The 9,128-nt window shown below is 70.4% G+C and carries 6 protein-coding genes and 1 tRNA gene; 1 reads left to right on the top strand and 6 read right to left on the bottom strand.

The features are described from left to right. Positions 1-71: 71 nt before the first annotated feature. The 3 genes from ACFYOV_RS32530 to ACFYOV_RS32520 form a co-directional block, all read right to left on the bottom strand. Positions 72-1,886 carry a sel1 repeat family protein gene (locus ACFYOV_RS32530; RefSeq protein ID WP_389094043.1) on the bottom strand — a complete coding sequence of 605 codons (1,815 nt, stop codon included), beginning with the start codon at positions 1,884-1,886 and terminating at the stop codon, positions 72-74. Positions 1,887-2,109: 223 nt separating this feature from the next. Beyond that, a tRNA-Met gene (locus ACFYOV_RS32525) sits at positions 2,110-2,183 on the bottom strand. A gap of 56 nt (positions 2,184-2,239) precedes the next feature. Continuing rightward, positions 2,240-5,167: a UPF0182 family protein gene (locus ACFYOV_RS32520; RefSeq protein ID WP_389094045.1), complete on the bottom strand. Its 2,928-nt coding sequence runs from the start codon at positions 5,165-5,167 to the stop codon at positions 2,240-2,242. 164 nt (positions 5,168-5,331) lie between these two features. Here ACFYOV_RS32520 and ACFYOV_RS32515 point away from each other — a divergent pair, with 164 nt between their 5' ends. Then, complete coding sequence (locus ACFYOV_RS32515) at positions 5,332-5,874, top strand: PPA1309 family protein (RefSeq protein ID WP_389094041.1); 543 nt, start codon at positions 5,332-5,334, stop codon at positions 5,872-5,874. A 68-nt stretch (positions 5,875-5,942) separates the two neighbouring features. Here ACFYOV_RS32515 and ACFYOV_RS32510 read toward each other — a convergent pair whose 3' ends face one another. From ACFYOV_RS32510 to ACFYOV_RS32500, 3 genes are all read right to left on the bottom strand, one after another. Continuing rightward, a complete protein-coding gene (locus ACFYOV_RS32510; RefSeq protein WP_389094039.1) occupies positions 5,943-7,037 on the bottom strand; it encodes a PDZ domain-containing protein in 1,095 nt (364 codons plus the stop codon). Between the two features lie 403 nt (positions 7,038-7,440). After that, the gene (locus tag ACFYOV_RS32505) at positions 7,441-7,902 is read right to left on the bottom strand and encodes a molybdenum cofactor biosynthesis protein MoaE (protein WP_389094037.1); all 462 of its coding nucleotides are present in this window, start codon (positions 7,900-7,902) and stop codon (positions 7,441-7,443) included. Positions 7,903-8,007: 105 nt separating this feature from the next. After that, the gene (locus ACFYOV_RS32500) at positions 8,008-9,120 is read right to left on the bottom strand and encodes an SDR family oxidoreductase (RefSeq protein ID WP_389094035.1); all 1,113 of its coding nucleotides are present in this window, start codon (positions 9,118-9,120) and stop codon (positions 8,008-8,010) included. Between the last annotated feature and the right edge of the window lie 8 nt (positions 9,121-9,128).

Raw genomic sequence — 9,128 nt, 5'->3', positions numbered from 1 at the left:
TCCGTCAGGAGCTGTCCGCCTGACCCGGCCGTCCGACCTCCGCCCCGCGGGGCGGAGGTCGGACGGCCGGGTCAGGCGGACAGCTCCTGACGGAGGGCGTCCCGCAGGCGGGTCGCCCGCTCCGTCACCGCCTCCGGGCCCAGGACCGCCGCGCGGTCGGCCCAGCGCTGGCCCTCCGCGAGTTCGCCTCGCCGCGCGTAGACCAGGGCGAGGCGCAGGGCAGCACGGCCGTGTCCGGCGTCGGCCGCGCGGGTCCACCAGACGGCAGCCTCCGGCTCACTGCCCTCACGGGCGAGCAGCAGGCCCAGGTTGAACGCGCCGTTGCGGGAACCGGCCTCAGCGGCCTCGCGGTACCAGCGCGCCGCCTCCACCAGGTCTCCGCGGGCCGCCGCGAGCATGCCGACCCGCACCTGGGCCCGGCGGTGCCCCTGGGATGCCGCGCGCTCGTACCACTCCTCGCACTCGCTGCGCCGGTGCACCGGCTCACCGAGCTCGTGCGCGGGCTCCGGGGGCCTGCGGGCGTCCAGCACCGTCGCCAGGCGGTACGCGGCCTCCGCGCTCCCCCCGCCCGCGGCGCACCGCAGGAAACGCTCCGCCTCGCCCTCGTCCCCGGCCCGCAGCCGGGCCATGCCGACCTGGAGTGCCGCCTCGGTGTGCCCGGCGGCCGCGGCGCGCTCGTACCAGCGCAGCGCCGCCTCGTCCTCCCCCCGCTTGGCGTGCAGGATGCCGAGGTTGAAGGCGGCGTCCACGCTTCCGGCCTCGGCCGCCTTGGAGAACCACGGCTCGGCACCCGTCTCGTCCCCGGCCCCCAGCAGCAGGATCGCCAGCGCGTTGGCCGCTTCGCGGTGACCGGCGTAGGCGGCCCGGCGGTACCACTGCTCGGCCTGCTGGGTACGGCCCTGCTCCGCGCAGAGCAGCCCGAGGTTGTACGCGCCGTTGACGTCACCGGCGTCCATCGCGGCCCGGTACCAGCGTTCGGCGGTCTGGGTCTCGCCGTGCTCGGCGTGCAGCGCGCCCAGCGCGTTCGCCGCGTTGCCGTCACCCTCCTGTGCGGCCCGCAGCCACCACACGGCCGCGTTCTCGGTGTCGCCGGCGTCACGCAGCAGGAAGCCGAGGGCGCAGGCGGCCCGGGTCTCCCCGTCCTTGGCGGACGTCAGGTACCAGCGGCCGGCCTCCTTGAGCTCACCGCGCTTCTCCAGGATCGCGCCCAGGTGCAGCGCCGCCCTGCGATGACCCCGCGCGGCGGCCTGCCGGTACCACTGCTCGGCCTCCTCCACCAGCGGCACGCCCTGGTCGTCGCCGGACTCCCGCGCGGCCCTGCGGTCCAGTGCACGCGCCAGCCGGTAGGCCGCCTCCCGGTGCCCCCGCTCGGCCGCGACCCTCATCCAGCGCTCGGTGCCGGCCCCGTCCCCGCGGTGCTCCAGCAGGTCGGCGAGGGCGTACGCGCCCAGGGTGTGGCCCTGCTCGGCGGACTGGCGCAGCCAGTACTCGGCGGCCGGCTCGTCACCGCGCTCCCGGTGGTGCCGGCCGAGCGCGTGCGCCGCCGCGGCGGATCCGGCGACGGCGGCGACGCGCCACCATCCGGCGGCCTCGTCGGCGTAGCCCCGCTGGTGCAGCAGGACGCCCAGGTTGTTGGCCGCGGCGCGGTCGCCCGCGGCGGTGGCGGCACGCAGATGGGGTTCGGCTCCGTCGAGATCACCGCGCCGCAGCAGCATGGCGCCGAGGACGCTCATCGCCTCGACGTCGCCGGCCTCCGCCGCGAGTCGCTGCCGCAGTTCCTCGGCGGCCTCGTCGGCGGCTCCCCCGTCGCGGGTCTCCTCCCGAAGGGAAGGCTGCACAAAACGCCCTGTCTCGAACAGAGTTGCCTTGTCCCCCATAACGTCCATCGTCGCACCACCTGCAACCTGGGTACACCTGGTATACCGCAGTCAGTGAGGTCACTTCAGCGTTTTGTCGACATGCCCACAGAGAGACAAGTCAAACACAGATCGGCCAACTCCCGGCGCCGGCACGGCCGTCGTCTGCCCCGGGTACATGCGTTCGCACACCACAAAGGCCCGGATTCCTTGAGGAATCCGGGCCTTGTGAGTCGCGACGTCGCGACGCCAGTAGCGGGGACAGGATTTGAACCTGCGACCTCTGGGTTATGAGCCCAGCGAGCTACCGAGCTGCTCCACCCCGCGCCGTTGCGTTGCAACCGTAGCACGGCGCGGGACGGACTGATGAACCAGCGTGCTCGCTAGCTGCTCGGACTGGGCTTCGGACTGGGGCTGCCGTCTCCGCCGCCCCCTTCGGCGGACTGGGCCTCCTCGGCCTTGCGCAACGCTTCCTCCAGGTCCTTCTGAGCCTGGCCGTAGGCCTCCCAGTCGTTCTTCTTCAGGGCTTCCTGTCCGGCCTCGAAGGCGTCCTGGGCGTCGTTGAGGGCTTCCTGGACCGTGGGGTTGTCGGTCGCGGGCGGCGGCTTGGTGCCCTCGTCCTCACCGGTTCCCTCGTCCTCGCCCGGTGGCGGCTCGGTGGTCCCGCCCTCCCCGCCGAAGATCTTGTCCAGGGCCTGCTCGAGGGTGTCCTCGAAGGCGGTCTGACCGCCGTAGGTCACCAGCACCTTGCGCAGCAGCGGGTACTTCAGTCCACCACCGCGTACGTAGACCGGCTCCACGTACAGCAGTCCTCCGTCCAACGGGACGGTCAGCAGGTTGCCGTACTCGACCTCGGAGTCACCGCCTCGCAGCAGCCGGATGGTCTCGGCGATGTCCTGCTGGGAGTTGAACTGACTCTGCACCTGCTTGGGGCCGGAGACCGTGGTGCTCGTCGGCAGTTTCAGGATTCTGATCTTGCCGTAGTCCTGGGTGCCCGGATCGGCGTTCACCGCCATGAAGGCACTGAGGTTGTCACGGCCGTTCGGGGTGAACGTGGTGGTGAGCGAGAAGGTCTGTGCCTTCTGGTCCGGCATCTTCATGCTCAGGTAGTACGGCGGCACCGCGTCGCCCGTCCTGTTCGTCGGGTCGTCCGGCACCTGCCACACCTCGCTGCCGCTGAGGAACGTCGTGGCGTCCTTCACGTGGTAGCGGGTGAGCAGCTCGCGCTGGACCTTGAACAGGTCCTGCGGGTACCGCAGATGGTCCATCAGCGCCTCGGAGATCTCGCCGCGCGGCTCCACCGTGTCCGGGAAGGCCTTCATCCAGGTCTTGAGCACCGGGTCCTTGGTGTCCCACTGGTAAAGCTTGACCTCGCCGGTGTACGCGTCGACGGTCGCCTTCACCGAGTTGCGGATGTAGTTGACCTGGTTCTGCTGGGCCACCACCGCGCGGTTGTCGTTGGTGGCGGTCAGCGAGTCGGCCGTGGTGTCGCCGAGCGTCGTCCGGGACGCGTAGGGATATCCGTTGGTGGTCGTGTAGGCGTCGACGATCCACTGGATCCGACCCTCCACGACCGCCGGGTAGGCGTCGCCGTCGATGGTCAGCCACGGTGCGATGGCCTCGACGCGCTCCTTGGGCGTGCGGTTGTACAGGATCCGCGAACCCTCGCCGATGGCGCCCGAGTACAGGATCTGCGGCTCGTTGAACGCCACCGCGTAGGCGGCCCGGTTGACCGGGTTGTCGAGGTTGACCCCGCTGTCGCCCTGGTAGCTGTAGGTCTTCTCACCGCTGTCGTCGGAGTAGTCGATCTCCTTCTGGGGACCGCCGACGATCGAGTACGTGGTGGTGCGCTCGCCGTAGTAGACGCGCTGCTCGTAGGTCCCCAGGTCGCCCTTGGACGGCAGGTCGGACTCGGTGAACGCCGGACGGCCGCCCTCGTCGGCACTCGTGCCTTCGGCGGCGACGACGCCGTAGCCATGGGTGTAGCGGAAGTGGTCGTTGATCCAGTTCCGCTTCGGGATGCCGTTGTAGTTCAGCTCGCGCAGACCGATGACCGTGTCCTGCTCCTTGTCGTCCTTGCTGTACCGGTCGACGTCGAGGTTGGTCGGGAACGCGTAGTAGTTCCTGATCTGCTGGAGCTGCTGGAACGTCGGCGAGACGATGTTCGGGTCCATGATCCGGATGCTGGCCGCCGAGGAGACGTCGTCGCGCAGTTGCGTCCTGTCCTCGGTCTGGCTCGTCCCCGGGTAGTCGGTGACCTGGGAGTCGTCGATGCCGTAGGCCTCGCGCGTGGCGCTGAGGTTCTTCTCGACGTACGGCGCTTCCTTGGCCTGCTCGTTGGGCTGGACCTGGAACTTCTGCACGATCGCCGGGTAGAGGCCGCCGATGAGGATCGCCGACAGGACCATCAGGCCGAAGCCGATCACCGGGAGCTGCCAGGTGCGCCGCCACAGGGTCGCGAAGAACAGCAGCGCGCAGATGACGGCGATGCAGAACAGGATCGTCTTGGCCGGCAGGTAGGCGTTGGCGTCGACGTACCTCAGGCCCGTCCAGTTGTCCGTCGCCTTGAAGTCGCTGGACTTGACCGCGAGGCCGTACCGGTCGAGCCAGTACGCGACCGCCTTCAGGGCGACGAAGACGCCGATCAGGACGGACAGGTGTCCGGTGGCCGCCGCCGTGGCGCGTGCGCCGGGGCTGGTGACGCGCAGGCCGCCGTACAGGTAGTGGGTGAGCGCGGCGGCGATCACCGACAGGATGACGGTGGCGAAACCGAAGCCGAGCAGGAACCGGTACCAGGGCAGGTCGAAGGCGTAGAACGAGACGTCCAGCTTGAACTGCGGGTCCTTCTGCCCGAAGGACACACCGTTGACCCACATCAGCCAGGTGCGCCACTGGCTCGCGGCCGAGGCGCCGGCGATCAGGCCCACCAGCGAGGTGATGCCGAGCAGCAGCCACTTCTTGTACGGGGCGATGCCCATCCGGTACCGGTCGAGGTTCTGCTGCTCCATCGACATGGCGCTCAGCGGCGGGCGCAGCCGGTGCGCCAGCCAGATGTTGAGGCCGACCGCGAGGGCCATCAGCAGACCGAAGACCGAGAAGAGGCCGATCTTGGTCGCCAGGGTCGTCGTGAACACCGACGAGTAGTTGACCGAGCGATACCACAGCCAGTCGGTCCAGAACCCCGCGAACATGGTGAACACCATGCCGAGGACGGCCAGGACGCCCAGTGTCATGAGCAGGGTCCGGACCCGCCGGGACGGGCGGCCCACTCTGATCCGTGGCCCCGTCGGGCCTCCGCCGCGGTCCGGCATCTGGAAAGCCAAGGTAGGCACCTCGAAGTTCGCTGTCGATTGGTCAGGCCCGCGTGTTCGTGGACCGTGTGTGGTCCCCCGTGATCGCGGTCCCACACCTATGCAACTTACTCACCCTTTACTCGGTTCCCGATTCCGGCCGGGAACGAGAGAGGATTGTGACCATGTCCAACACACCCATGGCGGCGAACCCGCTCACCCGGGCCGTGCTCGAGATCGACGAGTACGTCTCCGGCCTCGGCTGGGACCAGCCCGCCCGTCTCTTCGCCCTCGTTGACACCGCACGGCTCAGGGCCGAGCAGCCCTCCCTCGCGGACCGGCTCGGTCTGGGCGCGGAGCAGGAGAGCGCCGCCCTCACCCCGATCGAGCAGGACGAACTTCCAACGGGCAAGCCGCTCGACGAGTTCCTGGGCACGATCGCCTGGCCCGACGCGGTCGTCGGATGCGCTCTGAGCGTGGAGCGCCTGATGCTGCCGCCGTCCGCGGAGGCGCAGGTTCCGGAGGATCTGGACGAGGCCGCGCTGACGAAGTGGGTGGCCGGGCACCCGGAGCGTCAGGAGGTCCGCATGACGGTCGCGGTGCTGCGCGACGGTACCCGCGAGTCGGCCCTGCGGCTGCGCGAGAAGGACTCCTCGACGGAGGTTCTCACGGGCTCCGACCTGGTGCCGGGGCTGGCGGAGGCGCTGAAGGCGACGTTCGAGGAGTAGCCGGCCCGGTCAGGGGGCCGTGTGCGGCGGCCTCCTGATCAGGTCCCGCCGGGCGGCGGCCGTGGCGGTCAGGACGCCGTGCACTTCGGCAGGCCGGCGGTGTCCCCGGAGCGGATGTCCTCCAGCGCACCGAGGGCGTCGTCGATGGTGCCGATCTTCACGACGGTGAGGCCGTCGGGAGTGTCCTTGGCGGCGGCCGGGCAGTTGTCGGCGGGCGTCAGGAAGTACTCGGCGCCCTTGGCGCGTGCGCCGACGGTCTTCATCTCGATGCCGCCGATCGGCCCGACCTTGCCGTTGTCGTCGATGGTGCCGGTGCCGGCGACGAATGTGCCGCCGGTGAGGTTCCCCGGGGTGAGCTTGTCGTAGATGCCCAGCGCGAACATCAGGCCGGCGCTCGGGCCGCCCACGTCGGCGAGCTTGATGTCGATGGTGAACGGGAAGGTGTGGTCGGTCCCGGCGGAGATCCCGACAACGGCGCGCTTCTCGCCGCTGTCGTCGGAGGTCGTGGTGGTGATGGTGACGTCCTGGGTCCGGGTCGGCGTCCGTTTCGCCTTCTCCGCGGCGGCCTGCTCCTCGGCGGGCACGATGGTGAAGACGACGTCCTCGCCGGGCTTGTGCCTGGTCACCAGCTCGGCGACGTCGGCGGGCCGCTTCACCGCCTTGCCGTCGACGGCCTTGATCACGTCACCGGCGTGCAGCTTGTCGTGGGCCGGGGAGTCCTTGACGACCGTCGAGACGATCACCCAGGACTTGACCGGGACGTCGAGTTCCCTCAGGGCCGCGACCTTGGCACTCTCCTGGGACTGGCTGAACTCCTCGGCGTTCTCCTGCGTGGACTCCTCCTCCGTCTTGCCGTCCGGGTAGAGGGTGTCGTGCGGCACGACCTTGTTGTCGTGAGCCAGCCAGCCGTAGACGGCCTCGACGAGGTTCATCCGGTAGTCGGCGCTGGTGACGCGTACCGTGGTCATGTTCAGGTGACCGTCGGCCGGATAGGTCTTGCGCCCGGAGATCTGCAGCACCGGCTCGCCGTCGTGCTCGCCCAGGGTGTTCACGGTCGGCCCCGGGGACATCTCCGCGTACGGCACACGGATGAAGACTCCCGCGCACAGGAGCGCGATCAGCATCAGGGTGGAGGCGAGCATCGTCGCGGTGCGGCGTGGCATGCATCGACAGTACGGGACGGTTCTGTCAGCGCACCGTCAGGGCCGCCCGTCCGGGCGGCCCCGACCGCGTCGTGCATCCTTGACCTGCTGTTTCCCAGTCGTCAGCTACCCGGCCTGGGCCTCTCCATGGCCTCGCGGAAGCGGGCGTAACCGATGAGTTCCGGGCCGTCGCCGCGGACCTTTCGGGTCCGATTGGCCCAGCTCCCCCACAGTCCCGCGCCGATCGCAGCCACAAGCGGAATCAGCAACCAGGCAAGCGCCGCCATGACGACCTCCCAACCCCATTGAGCGTCCGCGACTGACTGATCAGCAGATTAACCATCCGCAGTGACAACGCTCACGGCAGGGGTGGGGTTACGCAACCGGAGGGCCGGTTCCCGGAAGGCCGGAAAAAGCGGTCGCCTCAGCAGGCGCCGACCCATTCCTCGGTGCCGTCGGAGAACCTCTGGTGCTTCCAGATCGGCACCTCGTGCTTGAGGTCGTCGATCAGCTTCCGGCAGGCCTCGAACGCCTCTCCCCGGTGCGGGCACGACACGCCGACGACGACGGCGAGATCGCCCACCTTGAGATCGCCCACGCGGTGCACCGCGGCGAGGGCCCGCACGGGGTACTCGGCAACGACCTTCTCGGCCACCCGCCACATCTCGTCCTCGGCACTGGGATGGCACGAATAGCCCAGTTCCTCGACATCGACGCCGCCGTCGTGATCGCGCACCGTCCCCACGAACAGTGCGGTGCCGCCGGCCGCGTCGTCGCCGACGACCCGGAAGATCTCGTCCACGGAGAGCGGCGTGTCCCGGATCCCGATCAGCTTGATCGGATCCTGTGCGGCCTGCTCACCCGGGTGATCGCTCGTCGATGCCATACCACCATCGTGCCCCACACGGAGGACAACGCGTAATCGCGCCGTCGACCGGCACGCGCGCGTGCCGGCCGGAGCCTCCTCCAGGACACCTCCACGGCTCCGGCGTCAGATCCGCCGCCGCGCCCTGCGGGCCCGCCGCACCACCGCCGCCGCGCCCAGCAGCGCCACCGTCGCGCCCGCGGCGCCCGCCGCCGTCGCGTCCTTGCGTCCCAGCCGCCGTCCGGCGACCGTATGGCGCCCGGCGACCTCCTCCAGCAGCTCCGCCAGCACCTCCTCGTTGGTGTACGTCGGGCGCCACCCCGCGTCGTGCAGTCGGCTGCCGCTGACCACCCAGGGATACATCGTGTACGCCAGGTCCCCCGCCGGGGACGGCGTGAGCCCGATCCGGTGCAGCCGGGCCGCGGCCCCCAGGGCGACCGCCGACGGCAGTTCCATGCGCCGTATCCCGCTGAGCTCCTCGACCTCCTCCTGCTCCAGCCATCCCTCGCACCCGACGGCCAGCTCGCCGTCGACCTTCTCCAGGACGGCGTACTCGAGGGCCCCGCACAGGTCGTCGACGTGGCAGAACTGCCACGCCGGCCGTGAACCCGCGACGACGAGCAGCCGGGGCGACTCGAAGTACCTGGTCAGGGCGGTGTCGGTGCCTCCCACGAGCACGGCGGGGCGCACCACGGTGACATTGAGGCCGGGGTGGGCGCGCGGGGCCCGGCGCGCCAGCCGCTCGATCTCCAGGAGGTCGCCGACCCCGGTGGCCTCGGCCGTGGCCCGCAGCTCCGCGTCCTCGGACAGCGGAAGCTCGTTGTCCGGCAGGGCGCCGTAGACCATCGTCGAGGTGCACAGCACCACCCGGTGCACCCCGGCGGCCGCGGCGGCCGTCAGCACGGTCTGCGTGCCCCGCACGTTGTAGGCCGTCCGGGCGGCGGCGTCGGTCTCCAGGTCGAGGTCGAGCGCCAGATGGACCACCACGTCGGCCCCGCGCAGCTTGTCGGCGATGGCGGGATCCCGTACGTCCAGGATGTGCCACCGCGCCTCGGCGCACTCGCCGCGGCGCTCGTCGATGGCGATGACCTGCTTGATCTCCTCCGAGGCGGCGAGCCGCTCGGTGAGCAGCGCGCCCACGCCGGACGCGGCGCCGGTGACCGCGACGACGGGCCCGCGCGCCGCGGGACTGTTTGACTGGTTTCGCGCTGCGCGAACCTGCGGATCTGGGGAACTCACCGGGCGTC

The organism is Streptomyces sp. NPDC005931 (assembly GCF_042871235.1).
Taxonomy (GTDB): domain Bacteria; phylum Actinomycetota; class Actinomycetes; order Streptomycetales; family Streptomycetaceae; genus Streptomyces.
The sequence above is the reverse complement of the archived record's forward strand: the minus strand, read 5'-3'. Positions and strand labels throughout refer to the sequence as shown.

What these genes read in the sequence shown, in the direction of transcription:
- ACFYOV_RS32520 (WP_389094045.1), bottom strand. Translation starts at nt 5,167, where the DNA reads ATGCCGGACCGCGGCGGAGGCCCGACGGGGCCACGGATCAGAGTGGGC.
- ACFYOV_RS32510 (WP_389094039.1), bottom strand. Translation starts at nt 7,037, where the DNA reads ATGCCACGCCGCACCGCGACGATGCTCGCCTCCACCCTGATGCTGATC.
- ACFYOV_RS32515 (WP_389094041.1), top strand. Translation starts at nt 5,332, where the DNA reads ATGTCCAACACACCCATGGCGGCGAACCCGCTCACCCGGGCCGTGCTC.
- ACFYOV_RS32530 (WP_389094043.1), bottom strand. Translation starts at nt 1,886, where the DNA reads ATGGACGTTATGGGGGACAAGGCAACTCTGTTCGAGACAGGGCGTTTT.
- ACFYOV_RS32505 (WP_389094037.1), bottom strand. Translation starts at nt 7,902, where the DNA reads ATGGCATCGACGAGCGATCACCCGGGTGAGCAGGCCGCACAGGATCCG.